The following is a 21743-nucleotide window of genomic DNA, read 5'->3' as shown; positions in this document are numbered from 1 at the left end:
GGCCGGGGTAACTTGCAACCCCACACTTTCTAAGTGACGGTTGCGCTACAAACCCGCAAAATGCAACGATTCTGGCAAATGCCAACGGCACGGCTCACAAGCCTGTCGATAATAACCATCGTTCCAAACAGACCGGGCCTGCTCAATCTATGCGAATGCGCCTTATGTTACTGGGCGGCGGGAATGCCCTCGGGCAGGCGCTGATTCGCCTCGGTGCGGAGGAAGACATCGGATTCCTCGCCCCTAAACCGCCCCAAGACGGCTGGGATGCCGCAAGCCTCACCCAATTGCTCGACGACACCCGTCCCGATGCCTTGATCAATCTCGCCTACTACTTCGACTGGTTTCAGGCGGAGACCGTCAGCGAAACGCGGCTGGCCGGGCAGGAGTTCGCCATCGAGCGTCTGGCCGAACTCTGCCAACACCACAACATCACCTTGGTGCAACCGTCCAGCTACCGCGTGTTCGATGGCTCCCGCGCCACTGCCTACAGCGAAAAAGACGAGCCGGTGCCCTTGGGCTTGCGCGGTCAGGCGTTATGGCGCATCGAGCAGAGCGTACGCGCCACCTGTCCGCAGCATGTGTTGTTGCGTTTTGGCTGGCTGCTGGATGACAGCGTCGATGGCACCCTCGGACGCTTCCTGGTCCGGGCCGAGAAACCTGACGAATTACTGATGGCCGACGACCGTCGTGGCAATCCGACGCCGGTGGACGATGCCGCTCGGGTCATCATTTCCGTGCTCAAGCAACTCGATTGCGCTGCGCCGTTGTGGGGGACCTACCACTATGCCGGTCACGAGGCGACCACGCCGCTGGCCCTGGGCCAGGCGATTTTGACTGAAGCACGCAACTTCCATGTGCTGGCGATTGAATCGCCTACCGCCCAGGCCCACGCCGCCCGGCCGGATGCCGCTGAAGAACCGCAGCATGCGGTGCTGGCCTGCAAGAAGATTCTGCACACCTTCGGCATCAAGCCTCGGGCGTGGCGGGCAGGGTTGCCCGCATTGCTGGATCGGTTTTACCGACATAGCTGAATACAACACAAAACAAAATGTGGGAGCGGGCTTGCTCGCGAAAGCGGTTGTAGCCGCTGCCGAAGAATGAGGCTGCGATGGGCTTGGTGCGGCATTCCACGCAGCGGCCCCAAGGGCGGTCCTGCGGACACGCATCGCAGCCTCGTGCCTCGGCAGCGGCTACAGTCTTCGCGAGCAAGCCCGCTCCCACATTTCGTTAGGCGGCGTTACTTAAGTCGTGGTCAGAACTTGTAGCCAATACCAACCATGTAAACCATCGGATCTACATCCACATTGACCTTGGCCCGAGTACCGGCAGCCAGGGCGTTGTTGTCGACGGTGGCTTTGGTGCTGATGTCGATGTAGCGAATCTGGCCGTTGATCATCCACTTGTCGGTGATCATGTAGTCGGCACCGATCTGTGCAGCCCAACCCCAGGAGTTTTCAGCCTTGAAGTTGCTGAAACCGGCCTGCTCGGCGCGGCTGCCGACGTGTTCGTCGTAGATCCAGGTGTAGTTGATACCGGCGCCCACATACGGTTGGAACGCCGACTTGCTGTCCAGTGGGTAGTACACGACGCTCAGGGTCGGCGGCAGGTGTTTGAGCGTACCGAGCTTGCCGTTGGCGGCACCCAGCGCGGTGTTCTTGAGTTTCACGTCATGCTCGAACGGCGTGGCCGCGAGCAGTTCGATACCCCAGTGGCTGGTGAACATGTAGGCAAAGTTGAGGCCCAACTGAGTGTCGCTGCTCATGGTCGCCTTGCCGCCCAGGTTGGTACCCGCCAACGGCCCCTGGTCAACTTTTACGCTGCCGCTGTCGGCCTTCGGGTTGACGGTGATTGCACCCGCACGGATCAGGATGTCCCCGGCTTCGTGGGCGTGGGCAACGGGGGCTGCGAGGGCGAGTGCGAAGAGAGACGCACTGAGCAGGGACTTGTTCATGGGAGCTCCAAAGGACGTATTAAAAGGGATACGTCCAATGGTAAAGATCGTTCCGTTCGAGCCTTTGACTCAGCTCAATGAAACGGTAATCACGCGTTATTCCTGCAGCTCATACACATAAATCTTCTCGGCATCCATCTGATACCCGGCGTCCGCCAACTCACTGCTGGACGGTTTGACCTGCATCTGGCCTTCAATCCAGTACGGCTGATAGAGCTCGTCGAGCTTCACGCCCACTTCGCTTTTGACATGCACGATCTGGTTTGATGGCGGTGGCGGCACGTGGATGCAGGCGCCGAAATACGGCACCAGTAGAAACTCCGTGGTGCGGCCTTCTTCGCTGACTTCCAGCGGCACGATGTAGCCTGGCAGGCGTATGAGCTTGCCGTTCAGGCTCTGCACCACCGGGGCATTGGGCAGGTCCTGCTTGGCCGCCGGTGAGGCCTCGACGGACAAGGCGTCGGCCATGCCCGACAAGTCGTGCAGCGGTTTCATGTTTGGGATCTCCGCTGGTGCATCCGGCGGAATCATCTCCTGCCACGACAGGTCCCTGGGCTGCTCGGCAGCCCAGGCGGGCAAGGCCACCAGCAATAACAACGCAAGCAGGGCACGACGCATCAGAACCTTCCTCATAAACGTATGGACAGGCCGTCGGCCAATGATTGTCGGTAGGCGCGCCAAGCCGGCACGCTGCCCATCAACAGGGCGGCGACAAGGATACCGGCCAACAGCGTCCACTCATATTCGCTCGGCCAGGACAGCGGCAAATCCAGCCCGTAATTGGCCTGCAGATAGCCCCGCGAGGCGGCGATGCACACGTACAGTAACCCAACGCCTGCGACGACACCGGAGAGCGCCAGGGCGAAGGCTTCAAAAATCAGCAAGGTCGCAATATGCCAGGGCCGCGCACCGACCGAGCGCAGGATTGCCATTTCCCGACGACGCTCGTTGAGGCTGGTAAGAATCGCCGTGAGCATGCCGATCAAACCGGTCAGCACCACAAATAACGAGATCACGAACAGCGCCTTTTCGGCGGTGCCCATCATGCTCCACAGCTCCTGCAAAGCCACGCCTGGCAGAATCGCCAGCATGGGCTCGCCACGGAACTCATTGATCTCCCGTTGCAGGGTGAAGGTCGAGATCTTGTTGTTCAGGCCCAGCATGAACGCGGTGATGGCTTGCGGTGTGAGGTCCATGTTGCGCGCCTGATCGGCGCTGATACGGCCCTTGCCTTGCGCCGGCACGCCGTTGTGCCAATCAATATGAATCGCTTCCATGCCGCCGAGGCTGATATGCAGCGTGCGATCCACCGGTGTACCGGTGCGCTTGAGGATACCGACCACCGTGAACGGCTTGTCATCGTGCTTGACCAGGCTGACCACCGCCACGCCGTGGGCCAGCACCAGCTTGTCGCCGAGTTTGTAATGCAGTGCATCAGCCACTTCGGCGCCGAGCACCACCTCGAAAGGGTCGGTGGCGAAGGCGCGACCGCTGGCCAGTTCCAGGTTCTGCCTGCGGCCATATTGATAATGTTCGAAGTAGGATTCGTTGGTGCCCATCACGCGGTAGCCGCGGTGGGAGTCGCCGAGGGAAATCGGGATCGCCCATTTCACCTGCGGGTTGGCAGCGAAATGTTCGTAGCTGTCCCAGCGAATATTGTTGGTGGCGTTGCCGATGCGGAACACCGAATACAGCAGCAGATTGACCGAGCCGGAACGCGCGCCCACGATTAGATCGGTGCCGCTGATGGTGCTGGCGAAACTGGCGCGGGCTTCGGTGCGCACCCGCTCCACTGCCAGCAGCAGGCACACCGAAAGGGCGATGGCGAAGGCGGTGAGGATCGCGGTAAAGCGGCGGTTAGCCAAGCTGGCCATGGCTAGACGAAACAAATACATCTCAAACCTCTACGGGCGTGGCGGCGCGATTGAGTTCGGCCAGCGACAGGTTGCGGTCGAACAGCGGCGCCAGGCTCTGGTCATGGCTGACAAACAACAGGCTGGCGCCGGCTTCGCGGCATTCGGCGAACAGCAGCTGAATGAAGGCTTCCCGTGCGTCGTAATCCAGCGCTGAAGTGGGCTCGTCGGCGATCACCAGTTCCGGCTGGCCGATCAGTGCACGGGCGGCGGCGACACGTTGTTGTTGGCCGATGGACAGGGAGTCGGCGCGGCGCTCCAGCAGGTTCTGGTCCTTCAGGCCCAAATGGGCGAGCAAGGTCGCGGCGGCCTGGTCGACACTGCCGTGACGCTGGATCGCCCGTTGGGCCCGCAGCTTGGAGAAGTGGCAGGGCAGTTCGACATTCTCGCGCACCGAGAGAAACGGCAGCAGGTTGAACTGCTGGAAGATGTAGCCGGTATGGTCGACGCGAAAACGGTCACGGGCACCGGCCGAGAGTTCGGTCAGCTCCTGGCCCAACAGGCGAATACTGCCGCGACTGGGTTTCTGCACGCCGCCCAGCAGGCCCAGCAACGTTGTTTTGCCACTGCCGCTGGGGCCTTTGAGGAACAGGGTTTCCCCTGGCTCAAGGCGAAACGCCGGGATGTCCAGCAGTTGAGGATGACCGGGCCAGTTGAAGCCCAGGTCGGACAGCTCGATAAGTGCTTGGGTCATGTCAGGCCAATTCACGAAAAAGTGGAGCGTTGTAGCCGCTGCCGCCAGGCTGCGATCGACCGGGAACCGGTCGCAGGGTGTTGAAATCTGAAGGCCCTTTGGACCTTATCGCAACCTTCGGCAGCGGCTACAGATTGCGCAAGCCTCAGAATTTGAGGGTAGCGGCCGCGGCTGTCGCTTCAACACCCTGCTGGCCGCTCGGGCCAATGAGTTGTACCTGAATTTTCTGAGTGGCGGGGAACGCCTTGAACACTTGGCTCAGGTCGAGGTTGCTCAACGCGGTCGGCGTGGCGCAGTTGAATTGGTAGTGGGCGTGGATTTCGCTGTGGTCGTGATGATGCTCGTGGGCGGCGGCGCCTTTGCCATCGGTGGCGTGGTCGGCATCGTCGTCGTCATGATCGGCTTCAGGTTTGTCGCCGAACAGCGGGCTGTTCAGTTCCTGGGTGCTGACCACGCAACCGGCGGCTTTTGGCAGGTTGAACAGTACCAGCGGTTGTTCCAACTGTTTGCGGGCGGCGACGACTTTGGCTTTATCAGCGGAGGAGGTGGCGAGGTGTTCGAACCCCACCAGGTTCATCGCCGGGCTGTCCAGTTCCAGTTCCAGGGCTTGTCCGTCGAGCACCGCGTTGAGGCGACCGACGCCGTGTTCGTGGGCGCCGAGGCTGCCGTGTTCATGGTCATGATCATGCTCGTCAGCGGCCTGGGCGATGGCCAGTGGCAACAAGGCGAACGGCAAAGCGAGCAACAAACGGCGCATGGTGGAACTCCCAGGTGAAGATGAATGTTTTGTTATGTGATCTTATAACAATAATGATGCAAGTTTGACCGCCTGCTTGGCGTAGCGCAAGACGCGTGGGAGCATGCTCGTCAGAAAAGTACGGGAGTAAGCGCGATGTTACGAATTCGTGGAACCATCGGCGACTTGCCAGTGGACTTGACCCTGGAGCTGGATGACGGCGACTGGGCACGATTGGGCGCGCAGTTGCAGACCAGCCACGCGCCGAGTGCCGAGCCTGTGGTTGCGCCGGCGCCGGGTAATCTGGACGAGAGCCTGTGGCAGGCCGCTCAGGATCTGCTGCGCAAGGCCGGGCAACTCAGCGGTTTGGAGTTGCTGGATCAGCTTGAAGGGTTGGCCGGCAGCGCCTCGGCGGGCAAGCGCCTGTTAGTGCGCCTGCGCCATAGCGCCAAGGTCAAGGTGGCCAGCGGCGGGGATACGCCGCTGTACCGTTGGATCGAATAACGATCAATACAACGCGGCGAACAGCTTGCGGCGATACACGGTGACCAGCGGGTGGTCATTGCCCAGCAGATCGAACACCTGCAGCAGCGTCTTGTGAGGCAAGCCTTCACTGTAACTGCGGTTGCGGATGAACAGTTTGAGTAGGCCATCCAGCGCCGCTTCGTATTGTTGGCGTGCCAGTTGTTGCACGGCCAGTTGATACACCGCCTCGTCATCCTGCGGGTTTTGCGCCAGACGGCTTTTCAGCTCGGCGGCGTCCGGCAGGTCGGCGGCCTGGCGCAAGAAGGTGATCTGCGCCTTGGCGCCGGCCAGCGCGGCCTTGTGATCGTCGCTTTTGACCGCGTCGAGCACGGTTTGCGCTTCGTCCAACTCACCGCGTTCGGCCAGGCAGCGTGCATAGAGAATCAGCGCGGCGGCGTTGGTGTTGTCTTCGCCCAGCAAGGTCACCAGCACGGCTTCGGCTTCGCTGATGCGACCGTCGGCAAACAACGCCTGGGCTTGTTCCAGCGGATCAGCGGCGGCCGGCGGCGGCATTTGCACATGCGGCTCCAGCATCGCCCGCACGGCGGACTCCGGCTGCGCACCGGCAAAACCGTCCACCGGCTCGCCGTCCTTGAACAGCACCACCGTCGGCAGGCTGCGAATGCCAAAGCGCGCAACCACGTCTGGCTCGGCATCGCAATCGACCTTGGCCAGCAGCAACTCGCCCTGATAACTCTCGGCAATCTGCGCCAGCATTGGCATCAACGCCTTGCACGGCGCGCACCACTCGGCCCAGAAATCTACCAGCACGGGTTTTTCGAAGGAGTTCTGAATCACCGACTGGTCGAAGGTGGCAGTGGTGGCGTCGAAGATGTACGGCGTGGGCTCACTCATGGGGTATCTCGAACAAAGCGTGGGATGGGGCAACTATAAGGGCTGACGGGGTTGCGAAGCGACCCCCGAGGGCGGTCCTGCGGCCCGCATCGCAGCCTCGTGCCTCGGCAGCGGCTACAAGGGGCGGCGGGAATGGTACAGGCTCACCTTGCGAAACTCCCAGGGTTCGGCCAGGTCCGGCAAGGTCAGGGCGTCGAGGATCTCCAGCCGCTGATAATCCGGGTGCTGGAAATCCCTGACGCGAGAGTCTGCGACTAACGCTTCGCGGCCGCGAGTGAGGAACTGGTCCAGCAACGGTAGGTTCGCCCGGTCATACAGCACATCCGCCACCAGGATCAGATCAAAACGATCCGCCTCAGCGAAAAAGTCCACTGAATAGCCCAGTTCGACACCATTGAGTTGGGCGTTGGCCCGGCAGGACGCCAGCGCCAATGGGTCCAGGTCGCACGCCACCACCTCCAGCGCTCCCGCCTTGACTGCTGCAATCCCGGCCACACCGGAGCCGGCGCCAAAATCCAGCACCCGCTTGCCCGCGACCCACTCGGGATTCGCCGCCAGATACCGCGCCAGTGCCAGACCACTGGCCCAGCAAAAGCTCCAGTACGGTGGCTCGTGGAGGATGCGCCGGGTTTCTTCCTGGCTGAAGGCGCGGTCCATGTTGTCGGCGTCCAGCAGCCACAGCGACAACTCGGTGCCCGGCAACGGGCAGGGCACGAGATGGGCGTCGCCGATCAGTTCACTCAAGGCCCGTTGCAGGTCCAGCGGTGGAGTCATGGGGCTTTGACGAATTGCAGGGGGCCGGTGCTCTGGGTGATTGCCTGGGTGATACGCACGGCGGGCAGGTGCAGGATCAACTGGCCGGACTGGCTGGCGCGACCACGCAACTCAACCCGCGCACCGGCTGGAAAAGCCTCGGGGTTGAAGCGTAGGCGGAAGGCCAATGGTTTGTTGTTGCCGATCAATACACTGCTGGCGAGCAGTTGCTGCGGACGACTGCGGTCGTCGATCACCAGGAGTGCCAGTTCTACTTCCGCGCCGGCCGGCACGCCGTTCAAGGTGCCGCTGACTTCACGCTGGTAGGCGGGTAGCGGTCCCAATTCTTCCACGCCGGGGATTTTTTTCTCTTGCTGAGGGGCTGGGGCGGGCGCTGCAGGTTTCGGGGCATGGCTGCTGCAGGCGACCAGGAAACTGAACAAAGCAAGCATGACAAGCGGTCGTAGCGACATGTACGGCTCCAGAAAGGACGAAAATCCGTGGCTTAAAAAATATGAAACATAATAGTCAGCCTATATACCGTAAAGGCTATGGCTTGTCTTGCCACGGGGATGCGCTACCATGGCCCTCCCATTTTTTGTTGCCTGCCACCATGCACTGTCCCTTCTGCGGTGCCAACGACACCAAAGTCATTGACTCGCGTCTGGTCGCCGAGGGCGAACAGGTGCGTCGCCGGCGTGAATGCCTGGCCTCTGGCTGCGGTGAACGTTTCACCACCTTCGAAACCGCCGAACTGGTATTGCCACGTCTGATCAAGACCGATGGCAGTCGCCAACCCTTCGACGAAGAAAAACTGCGCGCTGGAATGCAGCGCGCCCTGGAAAAACGCCCGGTGAGTGTCGAGCGGCTGGAGGCGGCACTGGTGCATATCAAGCACAAGCTGCGGGCCACCGGCGAGCGCGAAGTCAAATCGCTGGTGGTTGGAGAGCTGGTGATGGGCGAGCTGCAAAAGCTCGACGAAGTCGCCTATATCCGTTTCGCCTCGGTGTATCGACGCTTCCAGGACCTCAATGAGTTCCGCGAAGAGATCGACCGCCTGGCCCGTGAGCCGGTCAAAGAATGAACCCACCTTCGGCAGAACAAGCGGTCCTCGACGGCCATTACATGGCTCGCGCCCTGGAATTGGCGCGCAAGGGCCTGTACACCACCCATCCCAATCCACGGGTGGGCTGCGTGATTGTCCGTGATGGCCAGATTGTTGGCGAAGGCTGGCACGTGCGTGCCGGCGAGCCCCACGCTGAAGTCCATGCTTTGCGTGCGGCGGGCGATAAGGCCCGTGGCGCCACGGCTTACGTGACGCTTGAACCGTGCAGCCATCACGGCCGCACACCGCCCTGTGCCGATGCCCTGGTGAACGCTGGTTTGGCGCGGGTCGTGGCGGCGATGCAGGACCCCAACCCGGAAGTCGCCGGCCGTGGCATGCAGCGTTTGGCCCAGGCCGGGATCGAGATCCATAGCGGCTTGCTGGAGAACGAAGCGCGGGCGCTCAACCCCGGCTTTCTCAAGCGTATGGAGCATGGCCTGCCGTTTGTGCGGGTCAAGTTGGCCATGAGCCTGGACGGTCGCACCGCGATGGCCAATGGCGAAAGCCAATGGATCACCGGCCCGGCGGCACGTGCTGCCGTGCAACGCCTGCGCGCCCAGGCCAGCGTGGTGCTGACCGGCGCCGACACAGTGCTGGCCGACGGTGCTCGCCTGACCGTACGCGCCGCCGAACTGGGCCTGGATGACGAAACCACAGCGTTGGCCATGTCTCGTCCGCCACTGCGGGTGTTGATCGACGGCCGCCTGCGAGTGCCGTTGAACGCTCCGTTCTTCAAGGCTGGCCCTGCGCTGGTAATCACCTGCGTGAACCCGGAAAACCAATACCCCACCGGCCCAGAGTGCCTGGTGGTGCCGGGTGTTGACGGTCAGGTGGACCTGCGTTCCGCTTTAGTGGCCCTGGCAGCCCGTGGCGTCAACGACGTACTGGTGGAAGCTGGCCCAAGTCTGGCCGGTGCCTTCGCTCAGCAGGGCCTGGTGGACGAATACGTCATTTTTGTCGCCGGCAAGTTTCTCGGCTCGGCCGCTCGGCCTTTGCTGGACTGGCCGCTTGAGAAATTGGCGGATGCCCCCCAACTCAAGATCACTGAAATGCGCGCTGTAGGCGACGACTGGCGAGTCACTGCCATTCCTGTGCCAGCATCGGGCGTATAATTCCGGCCGGCGCCTGAGCGCCAGCCCTGTTTTTCAGGAGGACTCCATGTTCACCGGCATTATCGAATCCATCGGCAGCATCCGTGCAATGACCCCAAAAGGCGGCGATGTGCGGTTGCTGGTTGAAACCGGCAAGCTCGACCTGAGCGACGTCAAATTGGGCGACAGCATTGCCGTCAGCGGCGTGTGCCTGACTGTTATCGAGTTGCCTGGCAACGGCTTTGCCGCCGATGTCAGCCGGGAAACCCTGGATTGCACCGCGATGAATGACCTCAAGAGCGGCAGCCCGGTCAACCTGGAAAAAGCCCTGACCCCGACCACCCGCCTCGGTGGGCATCTGGTCAGCGGTCATGTCGACGGTGTCGGCGAAGTCGTCGCCCGCAGCGAAAATGCGCGTGCCGTGGAATTCCGTATCCGCGCGCCCAAAGAGCTGGCCAAGTACATCGCCCACAAAGGCTCGATCACCGTCGACGGCACCAGCCTCACCGTGAATGCCGTCAATGGCGCCGAATTTGAACTGACCATCATTCCCCACACCCTGAGTGAAACCATCATGGCGTCGTACCAGCCAGGTCGCCGGGTGAACCTGGAAGTGGACTTGCTGGCCCGTTACCTGGAGCGCCTGTTGTTGGGTGACAAGGCCGCTGAGCCAACGTCCGGGAACATCACCGAAAGCTTTTTAGCCGCCAACGGCTACCTCAAATCCTGACCCAAGGGGGTGCCGCGTGGCGCTCAACAGCATCGAAGAACTGGTTGAAGACATCCGCCAAGGCAAGATGGTCATCCTCATGGATGACGAAGACCGCGAGAATGAAGGCGACCTGATTATGGCCGCCGAGTGCTGCCAGCCTGAGCACATCAACTTCATGGCCAAGCACGCCCGTGGTTTGATCTGCATGCCCATGAGCCGTGAGCGCTGCGAACTGCTCAAGCTGCCGTTGATGGCGCCACGCAACGGTTCGGGTTTCGGTACCAAGTTCACCGTGTCCATTGAGGCCACCACCGGCGTCACCACCGGCATCTCCGCCGCTGACCGTGCCCGTACCGTGCAGGCGGCCGCCGCGAAAGATGCCAAGGCCGAAGACATCGTCAGCCCCGGCCACATCTTCCCGCTGATGGCCCAGCCGGGTGGCACCCTGGCCCGCGCCGGTCACACTGAAGCCGCTTGTGACCTGGCGCGCATGGCCGGTTTCGAGCCCAGCGGTGTGATCTGCGAAGTAATGAACGACGACGGCACCATGTCCCGTCGTGCCGAACTGGAAGAGTTTGCGGCCCTGCACAACATCAAGATCGGCACCATTGCCGACCTGATTCACTACCGGATGATCCACGAACGTACCGTTCAGCGGATTGCCGAGCAGCCGTTGGACAGCGAACTGGGCCAGTTCAACCTGGTGACCTATCGTGATTCAGTGGAAGGCGACGTGCACATGGCCCTGACCCTGGGCAACATCTGCGCCGAAGAGCCGACCCTGGTACGCGTGCATAACATGGACCCGTTGCGCGACCTGTTGATGGTCAAACAGCCTGGGCGCTGGAGCCTGCGGGCCGCGATGGCTGCGGTGTCCGAGGCTGGCAGTGGCGTGGTGTTGCTGCTCGGTCACCCGCTGGATGGCGACGTGTTGCTGGCGCATATTCGCGAAACAGGCGAACACGTGCCGGTGAAAAAACCGACCACCTACAGCATCGTCGGTGCCGGTTCGCAGATCCTTCGGGACCTGGGCGTGCGTAAAATGCGCCTGATGAGTGCACCAATGAAATTTAATGCCATATCCGGTTTCGACCTGGAAGTAGTAGAATACGTGCCCTCCGAATAAAGGCCGGCGTTGTTTACCCCTTGTTCGCGGTTCAAATATCACTGAGGGGCGCGCACTGAGCGCGCCCCGGCTCTTTAAGAGATTTGTCGAATGACCCTGAAGACCATCGAAGGTACCTTCATCGCCCCCAAAGGCCGCTATGCCCTGGTGGTTGGCCGTTTCAACAGCTTCGTGGTTGAAAGCCTGGTAAGCGGTGCCGTGGACGCCCTGGTTCGCCACGGTGTGAGCGAAAGCGACATCACCATTATCCGTGCCCCTGGCGCCTTCGAAATTCCACTGGTTGCGCAGAAAGTTGCTCAACAAGGCGAATACGCGGCGATCATCGCCTTGGGCGCGGTCATTCGTGGCGGTACTCCGCACTTCGAATACGTGGCTGGCGAATGCACCAAGGGCCTGGCCCAAGTGTCCATGGAGTTCGGCGTGCCGGTCGCCTTTGGCGTACTGACCGTTGATTCCATCGAGCAAGCCATCGAACGTTCCGGCACCAAGGCCGGTAACAAAGGTGCCGAAGCTGCCCTGTCCGCCCTGGAAATGGTCAGCCTGCTGGCGCAGTTGGAGGCCAAGTGATTAGCGACGACAGCGATCAGTTCAACCCCCAGGACCCGCGCCCAGCGGACGCCGGCAAGCCATCGAAGAGCGAAAAGCGTCGTGCGGCGCGTCAGCTCGCGACCCAGGCGCTGTACCAGCGCCACATGGCGAAAACCTCGCTGAACGAAATCGAGGCGCAGTTTCGCGTCGACAACGATTTCAGCCTGGCCGATGCCAGCTACTTCCACGACATCCTGCACGGCGTTCCGGCCAACCTGCCCGAGATCGACGCTGCATTGACGCCATGCCTGGACCTGACTATCGAAGAGCTGGACCCGGTTGAGCTGGCCGTACTGCGCCTGTCCACCTGGGAGCTGCTCAAGCGCGTCGACGTACCGTACCGCGTGGTGATCAACGAAGGGATCGAACTGGCGAAAGTCTACGGTTCCACCGACGGTCACAAGTTCGTCAACGGCGTGCTCGACAAGTTGGCCCCGCGCTTGCGCGAAGCCGAAGTGAAGGCGTTCAAGCGCTGATCAGCGCTTGAGTCCCTGATGGGCGAGTTTGAGCTGATCCGCCAATACTTCGCCGCCGCACCTTGTGCGCAGGGCGGCGAGGGCATTGCACTGGGGATCGGCGATGACTGCGCCTTGCTGGCGGTTCCTCCCGGGGAGCAGCTGGCGATTTCTACCGATACCCTGGTGGCCGGCGTGCATTTTGCCGACCCCTGCGATCCGTTTCTGCTCGGCCAGCGCTCGCTGGCCGTGGCAGTCAGCGATCTGGCGGCCATGGGTGCCCATCCGCTTGCCTTTACCCTTGCCCTGACCACCCCGACGGTTGATGCCGATTGGCTGCAACGCTATGCCCAGGGTTTGAACGCGATGGCGCTGAGTTGTGGCGTGGGTCTGGTGGGCGGTGACACCACCCGTGGGCCGCTGAGCCTGACCATGACCGTATTTGGCCGGGTGCCGACGGGGTTGGCGTTGACTCGTAGCGGCGCACGGCCGGGTGACCTGCTGTGTGTGGGCGGTGAGCTGGGTAACGCTGCCGGTGCCTTGCCGCTGGTGCTGGGGCAACGTAGGGCCGAAGCATCTATTGCTGAGCCGCTGCTCGCCCACTATTGGTCGCCGCAACCGCAGTTGGCCTTGGGCCTGGCTTTACGCGGGAAGGCTACGTCCGCGCTGGATATTTCCGACGGTCTTTTGGCCGATTGCGGGCATATCGCCAAGGCCTCATCGGTCAGTTTGCTCATCGAGCGGCAGAAACTGCCGTTGTCCGCGCCGCTGCTGGCGTTTCTGGGCGACGATGGCGCTCGTGACGCGGCCTTGAGCGGTGGCGACGACTACGTGCTGGCCTTCACCTTGCCACCTGCCGAGCTGGCACCGTTGCTGGCCGGCGGTTGGCCGATCCATGTGGTCGGCCGTGTGGCGCCGGGGCAGGGCGTGGCCCTGCTGGATGCCGCCGGGCAAGACATCACTCCCGCCATTCGCGGTTATCAGCATTTTCGCGAGACGCTGTAACCGATCACCCTGCCCAAGGCCTCGGGTGCCTGAGGGCCGCCGGTGCGCTACCCTTTATTGCGTTATGTAGGGCTATTGGCTGATGCTCGGCATGTGTGTGTTTTACGTGAGGAGTCGATATGGGTGTTCGCCGCTGGCTGCTGATCCTGCTGTGTGTGGTGGTGTCTTCGGTGGGTGCGGATGAAATTCCGACGGTCCCAAGTGAGATCCGTCTGGCCAGCGAAGCCTGGAACGACTACACCAACGCCGACGGCAGCGGTCTGGCCTGGGATGTGTTGCGACACATCTTCGAGCCGCTGGGGGTCAAGGTTCAGGCGCGTACCGAACCGTACACGCGTTCGGTCGGTCTGGCCCAGCGGGGCGAGGTGGATGCGTGGGTCGGCTCCTACCGTGATGAAGCCACAGGTGTGTTGTACCCTCACTGGAACTTCGACTCCGATCATATTTATGCGCTGGGGCTGGCGACCACCCCGGCACCGACCCTGGCCACGTTGGGCGCCTACCGCCTGGCCTGGGTGCGGGGCTATAAGTACAACGAGTACTTGCCCAACATCCACACCTTCAAGCAGATCGAGCGTCGCAATGGCATTCTGTCGATGCTGCAATACGGGCGTGCCGACTTTTATATCGACGCCCTGACCGAGGCGAACTTCCTCCTGGTTCAGGCGCCTGACCCCTCACTGTTCAAACTCACCCACATCGCCGAGCTGCCTTTATTCCTCGGGTTTGCCGACAACCGACGGGGTCAAGCGCTTCGCACGCTGTTTGACTTGCGCATGGAGGTCTTGGTGAAAAATGGCGAGTTGAAGCCTATTTTTGAGCGATGGAACCAGCCGTATCCGTTCTGAGGCCCATAGAACCAGGACAAAGGCCAATCAAACGTATTGATCTTTATCAGCGATAATTCAGCTTAAGCGTCTGTAGGAACGTGCTGTTACAATGCACGCCTCTGTGTAATTTGAAATCAGGAGCACACGGTGCCCGTCGTTTTCGTCGCCGCTTCCAAGCTGCCTACCCCCTTTGCCCAGTTCACCATGCACGGTTTTCTTGAAGAAGCCACCGGGCGCGAACACGTCGTCCTCAGCCTGGGTGATGTGGCCGACGGCGCCCCAGTACTCGGCCGCTTGCACTCCGAATGCCTGACCGGCGACGCCTTGTTCAGCCAGCGTTGCGACTGCGGTTCGCAACTGGAAGCCGCGATGCAGGCCATCGCCCGCGAAGGCCGTGGCGTGTTGCTGTATTTGCGCCAGGAAGGCCGTGGCATTGGCCTGTTGAACAAGATTCGCGCCTACGAGCTGCAAGACGGCGGCGCCGACACCGTCGAAGCCAACGAGCGCCTGGGTTTTGCCGCCGATCAGCGTGACTACGCCATCTGCCTGCCGATGCTCGAGCACCTGGGCGTCAAGTCCCTGCGTTTGATGACCAACAACCCGCGCAAGGTCAAAGCCTTGACCGACATGGGCATCACCGTCGCCGAGCGCGTGCCGCTGCACACCGGCCACAACCCGCACAACAAACTCTACCTGGCCACCAAGGCCAGCAAGCTTGATCACATGATGGGCAACGAACATCAGGGCGAGGCCGACCGGGCGTGACCCGTGGCCAGGTCCGGCGGCGACTGTCCGTCAACTGGTGGCAGTACCTGGCCCTGGCGCTGCTGCCGTTGTTCGTGATCAACCTGGTGTTTGGCAAGACCGAACCGCTGTTGCCGGTGCTGGCCATGCCATTGTTTATCGCCGGTGTGGCGTCGATGTTTGTCAGCCTGCGCTATTTCAATGGTTATAAACACGCGTTGATCAGTACGCAAAAAGCCCTCGATACCCCTGAAGAACCGGCTGCCTGGATCACCCTGGCGGCCCGTCGGCGCATGGCGTTGCTGATTGCCGCGTTGCCTGCCTGGATCGGCGCACTGGCAGTCTTCGTCGGCCTGGAAGCGGTGCCATTGTTTCTGTTGGCGCTGTCGACCCTGGTGCTGTTCTACCTCTACCGCATTCCGCGTCAGCTGGGTTGATGCGCGCCTGGCTGGCGGTTTTGCTGCTGGCCGTCAGCGTGTCGGCCAGCGCTGTGCAGCGTGTTGCCAGTCTCGCGCCGTCCCTGTCTGAAATCGTTGTTGAACTGGGCGCTGCCGATTTACTGGTGGGCGTGCTCGATGGTGGTGATCGGCCTGCGCAACTGACGCACGTGGCCTCCGTCGGGCGTTACGGCCAATTGGACATGGAGCAACTCCTCAGTCTCAAGCCAGACCTGATACTGCTGTGGCCCGGCAGCGTCGGACCGGCTCAGCGTGAGCAGCTCCAGCGCATGAACATCCCGGTCTACGTGGCCGAGCCCCATAGCCTCGAACAACTGACCACTCAGGTCGAAGCCATTGCCCAGCAACTGGGGCGTGCCGAGGCCGGCCGGCAACTGGCTGCGCAATTGCGCCAGCGCCTAAGTGGGCTACGTCAGCGTTACTACCGAGCAGAGCCGTTGCGGGTGTTTTATCAGGTGTGGAATCAGCCGCTGTACACCGTGGGCGGGGGGCAGATCATCAGCGATGCGTTGAGTGTGTGCGGTGCGCGTAATGTGTTCGATGACCTCAAACTGCCGGCGCCGCAGGTCAGTCTCGAGTCGGTGTTACAGCGCAACCCCGAGGTGATTCTGGCCGGTGATCAGGCTCAGTTGGATGCGTGGAAGGCTTGGCTGCAGGTGGCGGCGGTGGCACAGGGGCATTTGTTACGGGTGCCGGACAAGGGCTTGGAACGGCCCAGTGGGCAGATGCTGGAGGCGGTGGCCAGGTTGTGTCAGGTGATTGCTCCGGGTCTTTGAGGCCGCTTTCGCAGGCAAGCCAGCTTCCACACTGACACGATGAGTCCAGGCAACTCGATCAACTGTAGGAGCCGGGCTTGCCCGCGATGGCGTCAGCCCTGGCACCGGATCCATCAGCTTAGAGCTGCGGCGTCCAGGTCACCCCAAACATCAACGCCCGACCTTCTTCGCGGTAGCCATACTGCGTACCTTGATACTGATACAGCGCGCGGGTGTAGTCCTTGTTCAACAGGTTATCGACCTTCATGTCCAGTTTGATCTCACGATTGAGCGTCCAACTGCCCCGTAGTCCGAGCAAGCCATAGCCGCCGATAGGTTGCTGGTTCTTCGGGTCGTCGTAGCTGCTGCTTACCGCTTGCCAGCTGGCGCCGAAACCAAACTGATCGAACTGGCGGTCGAGGTCCAGGCTCAAGGTGCGCCTGGCTCGGCGGGTCAGTGTGTGCCCACTGTCGCGGTCCCGTGGATCGATCAGTGCGATTGCGAGGCTGCTCTGCCAGCCGAACAGTTCTTGCTTGAGCGCGGCTTCGAAGCCGTTGATACGTGCTGTGGCAACGTTCTGCGGACCGTCGCTGCCGAACACGATCGCGTCTTTGATGTCGGTCCGGTACAGCGAGGCTTCCAGGCGGCTGGTATCGCTGAGCTGGCTGCGCCATTGCACTTCGTAGCTTTTTGACGTTTCGGGTTTCAGGTTCGGATTGCTGTTTTTGAAGCCATTGTCGTTCGGGTAGTAGAGGTCGTTGAACGTCGGGGCACGAAAACCCTCGCTGTAGCTCCACAGCAGGTCATTGTCCGCATTGAGGGGCAAGGTGAGGGTGCCGCTCCAGCTGTTCTGGCCGCCAAACTGCTGATTCTGGTCACGGCGCAGTCCCAGTTCGGTGGAAAAATACTGCCCTTGAAAGCGGTGCTGGATAAACGCCGCACGGTTCCAGCGACTGTCTTCGGCGAGCGTGGTGCTGCTGTTGACCCGGTCTTCGTACCAATCGCCGCCCAGGATCAGACTGTTCTGATCATTGAGGGTCAGGTCGTTTTGCCAGTTCAGCGAGTTGCGGTAGGTGTTGAACACGCTGCGGTCGTCGCTGAGCTTATCGAGGGTTTCCTCACGGTTTTCGCTGTGGCCCACCTCTACCCGGGATTTCCACGCGTCGTTGATGCGAGCGTCAACGTAGCTGCTCACATCGCTTACCGTGAAGCGGGTGTAGGGCTTTTGCTGGAAAACTTGATAGTTCGTGTCATAGCGTCCAAACGGATTGTCAAATTCGCTCTTGCCACGGTTGTCGAGCACATTCAGGCCCGCTTCAATGTCGTCATTGAAAGCATGGCTCAGGCTGAAACTGATCGCCTGGTTGCGATAGGCATCGTGATCGCCGTCGCTGGGATAGGAGGTGTGGGTTCGATTGATGCCAGCAGTATCATCAAGGCTGGCGCCGAGATTGAAGCGGGTTTGCGCATCACCACCAGACAAGCCCAGGCTACGCTCCCATGTTTGATTACTGCCAAAGCCCACATGCACACGGGGCTGTACGCCATCCTCGGTGTTACGGCGGGTGAAAATCTGAATCACCCCGCCAATTGCATCGCTGCCGTAGATCACTGACCGTGAGCCGCGCAGCACTTCCACACGCTCGATCTGCTGGATATTGAGGTATTGCAGATTGCTGGTGCCGGAGGTGGAGCTGCTGATGCGTTGGCCATCTACCAGCACCAGGCTTTGGGCCGTCGCGGTACCGCGAATGTAAACGTTAGTCTGGCTGCCACGTCCGCCACTTTGTGCCACCTGTACGCCAGGCACCCGGCTGAGTAGGTCGCTCACGCTGGTGGGCTGCAAGCGGTCGATGTCATCACGGGTGAATACGGTGTTAGCCGCGCTGCTGTCATTGCGTGCCTGAACCTGGCGGTTAGCACTGATCACCACGTCGGGCAGCTTCAGGGCGTCGTCGCGCTCAAAACTGTCGGCGAGCAGGTCGGTGGCGGGTAGCAGCAGGAGGGGCAGGGCGAAGCGAAGGCGGCTCATGGGCTTTCCATAGCATTCAAGAACAATACAAAGTCAATGTGGGAGCGGGCTTGCCTGCGATGCAGGCTTCCCGAAAACTCTGTAGCCGCTGCCGAGGCACGAGGCTGCGATGCGGACCGCAGGGCCGCCCCTAGGGTCGCTACGTCGGAATGCCGCACCAAACCCATCGCAGCCTCGTGCCTCGGCAGCGGCTACAGAAATCAGACCGTGGCGCAATTTTGTAGATACACCCACATTTGATCCGCTTTTTTGGGCGTCTGAGCTACAGCCCCAGCAGTGCCATACGCTGGCGAACCGAAGCTTCAATCCCCGCTTCATCCAGCCCACACTCCGCCAGCATCTGCGCCGGCTTGGCGTGTTCGACATACACATCCGGCAAGCCCAGGTGCAGCACCGACTGGAGGATATTCTCCCGCGCCAGGAACTCACTGACCGCCGCACCGGCACCGCCCATGATGGCGTTTTCTTCGATAGTCACCAGCAGCTCATGGCGGTCGGCAATCTCGCGCACCAGGGCTTCGTCCAATGGTTTGACGAAACGCATATCCACCACGGTGGCGTCGATTTTTTCGGCGACTTTCAAGGCTTCGGCCAGTTGTACACCGAATACCAGCAAAGCAACCTTGCTGCCTTGGCGGCGGACGATGCCCTTACCAATCTCGATCGGTTCCAGGTCTTTCTCGATCACCGCATTCGGGCCAGTGCCGCGCGGGTAGCGCACCGCTGCCGGGCCGTTGTACAGGTGGCCGGTGCTGAGCATCTTGCGCAACTCGTTTTCGTCGCTCGGCGTCATCACCAGCATGCCAGGGATGCAGCGCAAGAAGGACAAATCGAAACTGCCGGCGTGGGTCGGGCCGTCTTCGCCCACCAAACCGGCACGGTCGATAGCGAACAGGACGTCAAGGTTCTGCACCGCCACGTCATGAATCAGTTGATCGTAACCGCGCTGCAGGAAAGTGGAGTAAATCGCCACCACCGGTTTAGCGCCTTCGCAGGCCATGCCGGCGGCGAAGGTCACCGCGTGTTGCTCGGCAATGGCTACGTCGAAATAGCGCAGCGGGAAGCGTTCGCTGAACGCCACCAGGTCGGAGCCTTCCTTCATCGCCGGCGTGATGCCCACCAGGCGCGGGTCAGCGGCGGCCATGTCGCACAGCCATTCGCCGAACACACCGGAGTACTTCGGCCCGCTGGCTTTCTCCGGCGCAGCGGCGGGGGCGTCCACCGGTTCAAGCTTGGTAATGGCGTGGTAACCAATCGGGTCGACTTCCGCCGGGGCGAAGCCTTTGCCTTTTTTGGTGACGATGTGCAGGAACTGCGGGCCCTTGAGGTCACGCATATTGCGCAGGGTGGCGATCAGGGTCGGCAGGTCATGGCCGTCGATCGGGCCGATGTAGTTCCAGCCCAGCTCTTCGAACAGGGTGCCGGGGACCAGCATGCCCTTGGCATATTCTTCAGTACGACGGGCGATTTCCCACGCGCCGGGCAGACGCGACAGCACTTTCTTGCTGCCTTCGCGCATGCTGGCGTAGGTACGGCTGGACAGGATTTTCGCCAGGTAGTTGGACAGCCCGCCGACGTTGCGCGAGATCGACATGTCGTTGTCGTTGAGGATCACCAACATGTTGGCATTGACTTCCGGCGCATGGTTCAGCGCCTCAAAAGCCATGCCCGCCGTCAGCGCGCCATCACCGATCACCGCAATCGCCTTGCGATCGCTGTTTTGCAGACGGGCGGCAATCGCCATGCCCAGGGCTGCACTGATGGAGGTGCTGGAGTGGCCGACGCCAAAGGTGTCGTACTCGCTCTCGGAGCGACGCGGGAAGGCGGCGATGCCGTCCTTCTGGCGCAGGGTAGCCATGCGCTCGCGACGACCGGTGAGGATCTTGTGCGGATACGCCTGATGACCCACGTCCCACACCAGCCGGTCGTCCGGGGTGTCGAAGACGTAATGCAACGCAATGGTCAGCTCGATGACGCCCAGGCCGGCACCGAAATGCCCACCGGTCTGGCCGACCGTGTAGAGCAATTCCAGGCGCAACTCATCGGCCAGGGTTTCCAGCTCGGCTTCACCCAGACGGCGCAGGCCGGCCGGCGTATCAGCACGGTCGAGCAGGGGCGTGGACGGGCGCTTGCGGGGAATCTCTTGAAACGTCGTGGGCATCAGGCGAATCGTTATAGGTATAGAAGAGGCGGCAGTTTACCTCAAGCATCGCAAGCTGCCCACGCAGTGCACTGAAGTTGGCCGATATGCGGTGCAAACAGCCGGTGATATCAGTGACGGCGTTCGACGATATACCGCGCCAGGTCACGCAATGGCTCGGCTGCCGCGTCGAAAGGTCGCAGGGCGTGCAACGCCTGATCACGTAGCTCGACGGCGTAGGCCTTGGCCGCTTCAAGCCCGAGCAGTGAAGGATAAGTCGGTTTGTCCCGCGCGATATCGGCACCTTGGCGTTTACCGAGGGTCGCGGTATCACTTTCGACGTCGAGAATGTCGTCCTGGACCTGAAACGCCAGGCCGATGGCCTGCGCATAAGCCTGCAGCGCTGCTAACTGCACAGCGTCGGCACGGCCGCTGGCCAAGGCACCGAGCTGCACGGCCGCTTCGATCAGCGCGCCGGTCTTGTGGCGATGCATGTATTCGAGGGCTTTTTGATCGAGCTTCAGGCCTACAGAGCCCAAGTCGATCGCCTGACCGCCCACCATGCCGGCAGGGCCGGCAGCCAATGCCAGGGCGGTGACCATACGCAAACGGATCTCGGCACTTGCACCACTCAGTTGTGGATCCAGCAACGCGCTGAACGCCAGACTTTGCAGGCCGTCACCGGCAAGGATCGCGCAAGCTTCATCGAAGGCTTTATGCGTTGTAGGCTGGCCGCGACGCAGATCATCGTCGTCCATCGCCGGTAAATCGTCATGCACCAGGGAATACGCGTGAATCAGTTCCACCGCACATGCCGCACCGTTGGCTTGCTCCGCCGGAGCGCCCAAAGCCTCGCAGGCTGCGTACGCGAGCAACGGCCGCACGCGCTTGCCGCCGTTCATCACGCTGTAGCGCATCGCGTCATAGAGGCGGTTCAGCTCAGGGCTTGGTGCCGCGAACAGGGTTTCCAGCGCGGCATTGACCCGGGCCTGGCTGCTGGCCTGATAGGCACTGATCATTCAGGTTGTTCCGCATCGAAAGGTTCTTCGGCCAACTCCCCGTCACGCTCCAGCAACACCTGAACCTTCTGCTCAGCCTGCGCCAACGCGCTCTGGCAGTCACGGGTCAGGCCAATGCCTTGCTCGAATGCCGTCAACGAGTCTTCCAGCGACAACTCGCCGTTCTCCAGACGCTCCACCAGCGCTTGCAGGTCAGCGAGGGATTGTTCGAAATCGAGTGCAACTTTTTTGCGGGCCATGGCGGCTATTCCGG

25 protein-coding genes are annotated in these 21743 nt (G+C 61.5%); 13 read left to right on the top strand and 12 right to left on the bottom strand.

Annotation, left to right across the window (positions count from 1 at the left end; translation table 11 throughout):
* Positions 1-149 precede the first annotated feature (149 nt).
* Positions 150-1034 (top strand): sugar nucleotide-binding protein, encoded by an 885-nt coding sequence (locus tag J7E41_RS04455; RefSeq protein WP_214990426.1) that lies wholly within the window; start codon positions 150-152, stop codon positions 1032-1034.
* Between the two features lie 221 nt (positions 1035-1255).
* Here J7E41_RS04455 and J7E41_RS04450 read toward each other — a convergent pair whose 3' ends face one another.
* From J7E41_RS04450 to J7E41_RS04430, 5 genes are all read right to left on the bottom strand, one after another.
* Positions 1256-1954: an OmpW/AlkL family protein gene (locus J7E41_RS04450; RefSeq protein ID WP_214990424.1), complete on the bottom strand. Its 699-nt coding sequence runs from the start codon at positions 1952-1954 to the stop codon at positions 1256-1258.
* 96 nt (positions 1955-2050) lie between these two features.
* Positions 2051-2572, bottom strand: coding sequence for a DUF3299 domain-containing protein (locus J7E41_RS04445; RefSeq protein ID WP_214990422.1), 522 nt, complete (start codon positions 2570-2572; stop codon positions 2051-2053).
* An 11-nt stretch (positions 2573-2583) separates the two neighbouring features.
* Positions 2584-3849: an ABC transporter permease gene (locus J7E41_RS04440; RefSeq protein ID WP_214990420.1), complete on the bottom strand. Its 1266-nt coding sequence runs from the start codon at positions 3847-3849 to the stop codon at positions 2584-2586.
* Position 3850: 1 nt separating this feature from the next.
* The gene (locus J7E41_RS04435) at positions 3851-4561 is read right to left on the bottom strand and encodes an ABC transporter ATP-binding protein (protein WP_155585091.1); all 711 of its coding nucleotides are present in this window, start codon (positions 4559-4561) and stop codon (positions 3851-3853) included.
* 145 nt (positions 4562-4706) lie between these two features.
* Positions 4707-5318, bottom strand: a complete 612-nt coding sequence (locus J7E41_RS04430; protein ID WP_214990418.1) for a DUF2796 domain-containing protein — start codon at positions 5316-5318, stop codon at positions 4707-4709.
* Positions 5319-5453: 135 nt separating this feature from the next.
* Between J7E41_RS04430 and J7E41_RS04425 the strand changes: the two genes are divergently transcribed.
* Positions 5454-5801: a hypothetical protein gene (locus J7E41_RS04425; protein WP_214990416.1), complete on the top strand. Its 348-nt coding sequence runs from the start codon at positions 5454-5456 to the stop codon at positions 5799-5801.
* Between the two features lie 3 nt (positions 5802-5804).
* Here J7E41_RS04425 and trxA read toward each other — a convergent pair whose 3' ends face one another.
* From trxA to J7E41_RS04410, 3 genes are all read right to left on the bottom strand, one after another.
* Positions 5805-6677 carry a thioredoxin gene (gene trxA, locus J7E41_RS04420; RefSeq protein WP_214990414.1) on the bottom strand — a complete coding sequence of 291 codons (873 nt, stop codon included), beginning with the start codon at positions 6675-6677 and terminating at the stop codon, positions 5805-5807.
* A gap of 114 nt (positions 6678-6791) precedes the next feature.
* Positions 6792-7451 (bottom strand): class I SAM-dependent methyltransferase, encoded by a 660-nt coding sequence (locus J7E41_RS04415; protein ID WP_214990412.1) that lies wholly within the window; start codon positions 7449-7451, stop codon positions 6792-6794.
* Entirely contained in the window at positions 7448-7903 is a 456-nt protein-coding gene (locus J7E41_RS04410) for a YbaY family lipoprotein (protein ID WP_214990410.1), read from the bottom strand. The genes J7E41_RS04415 and J7E41_RS04410 overlap by 4 nt, the downstream gene beginning before the upstream one ends.
* 140 nt (positions 7904-8043) lie before the next feature.
* Between J7E41_RS04410 and nrdR the strand changes: the two genes are divergently transcribed.
* The 11 genes from nrdR (at position 8044) to J7E41_RS04355 (ending at position 16320) form a co-directional block, all read left to right on the top strand.
* Positions 8044-8514 (top strand): transcriptional regulator NrdR, encoded by a 471-nt coding sequence (nrdR, locus tag J7E41_RS04405; RefSeq protein WP_003209990.1) that lies wholly within the window; start codon positions 8044-8046, stop codon positions 8512-8514.
* Positions 8511-9647 carry a bifunctional diaminohydroxyphosphoribosylaminopyrimidine deaminase/5-amino-6-(5-phosphoribosylamino)uracil reductase RibD gene (ribD, locus tag J7E41_RS04400; RefSeq protein WP_214990409.1) on the top strand — a complete coding sequence of 379 codons (1137 nt, stop codon included), beginning with the start codon at positions 8511-8513 and terminating at the stop codon, positions 9645-9647. Before nrdR ends, ribD begins: the two co-directional genes overlap by 4 nt.
* A 46-nt stretch (positions 9648-9693) precedes the next feature.
* Complete coding sequence (locus J7E41_RS04395; protein ID WP_214990407.1) at positions 9694-10356, top strand: riboflavin synthase; 663 nt, start codon at positions 9694-9696, stop codon at positions 10354-10356.
* A gap of 16 nt (positions 10357-10372) precedes the next feature.
* Entirely contained in the window at positions 10373-11464 is a 1092-nt protein-coding gene (gene ribBA, locus J7E41_RS04390; protein ID WP_169356592.1) for a bifunctional 3,4-dihydroxy-2-butanone-4-phosphate synthase/GTP cyclohydrolase II, read from the top strand.
* 90 nt (positions 11465-11554) lie between these two features.
* The gene (ribH, locus tag J7E41_RS04385) at positions 11555-12031 is read left to right on the top strand and encodes a 6,7-dimethyl-8-ribityllumazine synthase (RefSeq protein ID WP_003209986.1); all 477 of its coding nucleotides are present in this window, start codon (positions 11555-11557) and stop codon (positions 12029-12031) included.
* Positions 12028-12528, top strand: coding sequence for a transcription antitermination factor NusB (gene nusB, locus J7E41_RS04380; RefSeq protein WP_214990405.1), 501 nt, complete (start codon positions 12028-12030; stop codon positions 12526-12528). The genes ribH and nusB overlap by 4 nt, the downstream gene beginning before the upstream one ends.
* Positions 12529-12546: 18 nt before the next feature.
* Positions 12547-13512 carry a thiamine-phosphate kinase gene (gene thiL / locus J7E41_RS04375; RefSeq protein ID WP_214990403.1) on the top strand — a complete coding sequence of 322 codons (966 nt, stop codon included), beginning with the start codon at positions 12547-12549 and terminating at the stop codon, positions 13510-13512.
* Between the two features lie 119 nt (positions 13513-13631).
* Positions 13632-14360 (top strand): substrate-binding periplasmic protein, encoded by a 729-nt coding sequence (locus J7E41_RS04370; protein ID WP_214990401.1) that lies wholly within the window; start codon positions 13632-13634, stop codon positions 14358-14360.
* A gap of 129 nt (positions 14361-14489) precedes the next feature.
* A complete protein-coding gene (gene ribA / locus J7E41_RS04365) occupies positions 14490-15107 on the top strand; it encodes a GTP cyclohydrolase II (protein WP_169356587.1) in 618 nt (205 codons plus the stop codon).
* On the top strand, positions 15104-15523 hold the full coding sequence (locus J7E41_RS04360; protein ID WP_214990400.1) for an MFS transporter: 420 nt from the start codon (positions 15104-15106) through the stop codon (positions 15521-15523). Before ribA ends, J7E41_RS04360 begins: the two co-directional genes overlap by 4 nt.
* Positions 15523-16320, top strand: a complete 798-nt coding sequence (locus J7E41_RS04355) for a cobalamin-binding protein (RefSeq protein ID WP_214990398.1) — start codon at positions 15523-15525, stop codon at positions 16318-16320. The genes J7E41_RS04360 and J7E41_RS04355 overlap by 1 nt, the downstream gene beginning before the upstream one ends.
* A 118-nt stretch (positions 16321-16438) precedes the next feature.
* Here J7E41_RS04355 and J7E41_RS04350 read toward each other — a convergent pair whose 3' ends face one another.
* The 4 genes from J7E41_RS04350 to J7E41_RS04335 all read right to left on the bottom strand — a co-directional run bounded on the left by J7E41_RS04350 (position 16439) and on the right by J7E41_RS04335 (position 21729).
* Positions 16439-18331, bottom strand: a complete 1893-nt coding sequence (locus tag J7E41_RS04350; RefSeq protein WP_214990396.1) for a TonB-dependent receptor domain-containing protein — start codon at positions 18329-18331, stop codon at positions 16439-16441.
* A 262-nt stretch (positions 18332-18593) separates the two neighbouring features.
* Complete coding sequence (gene dxs / locus J7E41_RS04345; protein WP_214990394.1) at positions 18594-20492, bottom strand: 1-deoxy-D-xylulose-5-phosphate synthase; 1899 nt, start codon at positions 20490-20492, stop codon at positions 18594-18596.
* 110 nt (positions 20493-20602) lie between these two features.
* Complete coding sequence (gene ispA / locus J7E41_RS04340) at positions 20603-21490, bottom strand: (2E,6E)-farnesyl diphosphate synthase (protein ID WP_214990392.1); 888 nt, start codon at positions 21488-21490, stop codon at positions 20603-20605.
* Positions 21487-21729, bottom strand: coding sequence for an exodeoxyribonuclease VII small subunit (locus tag J7E41_RS04335; RefSeq protein WP_003194556.1), 243 nt, complete (start codon positions 21727-21729; stop codon positions 21487-21489). Before J7E41_RS04335 ends, ispA begins: the two co-directional genes overlap by 4 nt.
* Between the last annotated feature and the right edge of the window lie 14 nt (positions 21730-21743).

It is taken from the genome of Pseudomonas fluorescens, assembly GCF_018614655.1.
Lineage (GTDB): Bacteria > Pseudomonadota > Gammaproteobacteria > Pseudomonadales > Pseudomonadaceae > Aquipseudomonas > Aquipseudomonas fluorescens_BX.
This window is presented reverse-complemented; position numbering and strand designations above follow the sequence as displayed.

Coding starts and splice junctions, on each gene's coding strand:
- J7E41_RS04455 (WP_214990426.1), top strand. CDS start 150: ATGCGAATGCGCCTTATGTTACTGGGCGGCGGGAATGCCCTCGGGCAG.
- J7E41_RS04450 (WP_214990424.1), bottom strand. CDS start 1,954: ATGAACAAGTCCCTGCTCAGTGCGTCTCTCTTCGCACTCGCCCTCGCA.
- J7E41_RS04445 (WP_214990422.1), bottom strand. CDS start 2,572: ATGCGTCGTGCCCTGCTTGCGTTGTTATTGCTGGTGGCCTTGCCCGCC.
- J7E41_RS04440 (WP_214990420.1), bottom strand. CDS start 3,849: ATGTATTTGTTTCGTCTAGCCATGGCCAGCTTGGCTAACCGCCGCTTT.
- J7E41_RS04435 (WP_155585091.1), bottom strand. CDS start 4,561: ATGACCCAAGCACTTATCGAGCTGTCCGACCTGGGCTTCAACTGGCCC.
- J7E41_RS04430 (WP_214990418.1), bottom strand. CDS start 5,318: ATGCGCCGTTTGTTGCTCGCTTTGCCGTTCGCCTTGTTGCCACTGGCC.
- J7E41_RS04425 (WP_214990416.1), top strand. CDS start 5,454: ATGTTACGAATTCGTGGAACCATCGGCGACTTGCCAGTGGACTTGACC.
- trxA (WP_214990414.1), bottom strand. CDS start 6,677: ATGAGTGAGCCCACGCCGTACATCTTCGACGCCACCACTGCCACCTTC.
- J7E41_RS04415 (WP_214990412.1), bottom strand. CDS start 7,451: ATGACTCCACCGCTGGACCTGCAACGGGCCTTGAGTGAACTGATCGGC.
- J7E41_RS04410 (WP_214990410.1), bottom strand. CDS start 7,903: ATGTCGCTACGACCGCTTGTCATGCTTGCTTTGTTCAGTTTCCTGGTC.
- nrdR (WP_003209990.1), top strand. CDS start 8,044: ATGCACTGTCCCTTCTGCGGTGCCAACGACACCAAAGTCATTGACTCG.
- ribD (WP_214990409.1), top strand. CDS start 8,511: ATGAACCCACCTTCGGCAGAACAAGCGGTCCTCGACGGCCATTACATG.
- J7E41_RS04395 (WP_214990407.1), top strand. CDS start 9,694: ATGTTCACCGGCATTATCGAATCCATCGGCAGCATCCGTGCAATGACC.
- ribH (WP_003209986.1), top strand. CDS start 11,555: ATGACCCTGAAGACCATCGAAGGTACCTTCATCGCCCCCAAAGGCCGC.
- thiL (WP_214990403.1), top strand. CDS start 12,547: ATGGGCGAGTTTGAGCTGATCCGCCAATACTTCGCCGCCGCACCTTGT.
- J7E41_RS04370 (WP_214990401.1), top strand. CDS start 13,632: ATGGGTGTTCGCCGCTGGCTGCTGATCCTGCTGTGTGTGGTGGTGTCT.
- J7E41_RS04355 (WP_214990398.1), top strand. CDS start 15,523: ATGCGCGCCTGGCTGGCGGTTTTGCTGCTGGCCGTCAGCGTGTCGGCC.
- J7E41_RS04350 (WP_214990396.1), bottom strand. CDS start 18,331: ATGAGCCGCCTTCGCTTCGCCCTGCCCCTCCTGCTGCTACCCGCCACC.
- dxs (WP_214990394.1), bottom strand. CDS start 20,492: ATGCCCACGACGTTTCAAGAGATTCCCCGCAAGCGCCCGTCCACGCCC.
- ispA (WP_214990392.1), bottom strand. CDS start 21,490: ATGATCAGTGCCTATCAGGCCAGCAGCCAGGCCCGGGTCAATGCCGCG.
- J7E41_RS04335 (WP_003194556.1), bottom strand. CDS start 21,729: ATGGCCCGCAAAAAAGTTGCACTCGATTTCGAACAATCCCTCGCTGAC.